The organism is Promicromonospora kroppenstedtii DSM 19349 (assembly GCF_000515355.1).
GTDB classification, from domain to species: domain Bacteria; phylum Actinomycetota; class Actinomycetes; order Actinomycetales; family Cellulomonadaceae; genus Promicromonospora; species Promicromonospora kroppenstedtii.
Genome location: NZ_KI911714.1, coordinates 3,237 through 4,328 on the forward strand (window position 1 = coordinate 3,237; position 1,092 = coordinate 4,328).

Annotated in this window: 1 protein-coding gene; it reads right to left on the reverse strand. The window is 76.8% G+C overall.

Annotation, left to right across the window (positions count from 1 at the left end; genetic code table 11):
• Window positions 1-1,092, reverse strand: a 1,092-nt coding sequence (locus PROKR_RS20215) for a pullulanase X25 domain-containing protein (RefSeq protein ID WP_036966417.1), incomplete at both ends; no start/stop codon positions are given.

Sequence of the window (1,092 nt, forward strand, 5' to 3'; positions counted from 1 at the left end):
GGCGGCCGGCGACCGGCCGGCGGGCCAGGCCTGCAGCGTCACGGCGCGGGCGGTGGGCGCCCAGAGCGCGAACGAGGCCTTCTTGCTGCCCTGCCACGTCACGCCGAGGGCGCGGTCGGTCGCGAACAGGTCGTCCAGCACGCCGGGGATCTGCACGCCGGTGGCGGCGGTCAGGGTCTCGCCGTCGTGCCGGGTCAGGCGCAGCGCCCCGGTCAGGGCCGACGTCGCCTCTGCCCGGGTCAGGCCCTCGGCCTCCAGGGCGAGGTGGCCGGCCAGATGGGGGAAGTCCTCGGCGACGTCCGCGGGCACGTCGCCCGTGCCGCCGGCCGGGACCAGCGGGTACGACCCCGCCTCCGTCTCCAGGGCCCAGGTGTCCCCGGAGCCGAAGCCGGCGGCCGGGACCAGGACCAGCCCCTGGCGCACCCAGTGCGCGGCCTGCTGCCCCTCGCCGGGCGTGCCCGGGGTGCCGACCCGCACGGACGGCACCTTGGTCTCCGGGTCCCACGTGAAGGTCACCGGGCCGCCGCCCGTCGAGTAGGCGACGTTGGCGCCGTCCCGCACGCCGTCGGCGCCGTAGTTCTCGGCCCAGGAGCCGTTCAGCGCCACCTTGAACTCGTAGGAGCCGGCGGGCAGCTCGAACGTGCCGGTGTAGGTGCCGTCGTCGGCGAGGGTGAGGCGCGCGGCCTCGCAGTCCGGCGTCCAGTCCCCGGCGCAGCCCATCTCGCTGTTGTGCGAGCCGGGCACGGTGACCAGGTCGACGTCGGGGTCCGTGGGGTCGTCGACGACGCCGCTGACGTCCACGCCGACCGAACCGTAGGAGCTGGCCGCGGCCCGGTCGCCGTCGGCGTCCCGGGTGACCGCGCGGTACTCGACGAGGGTGCCCTCCGGGAGGTCCGCCTCGGTGGCGACGTCGTGGAACACGCGCGGCGAGGTGTCCTCGGCGGTGCCGAGGTCGTGCCACTCGTCGGTGCCCACGGCGCGCCAGGCGAAGGAGGTCTCGGCCCAGGCGTCGTCGATGCCGGCGGCGACCGGTGCGACGCCGCTCAGCGCCGCACCCGGACGGGCGCCGGCGCCCGGGACCACGGTGACGGT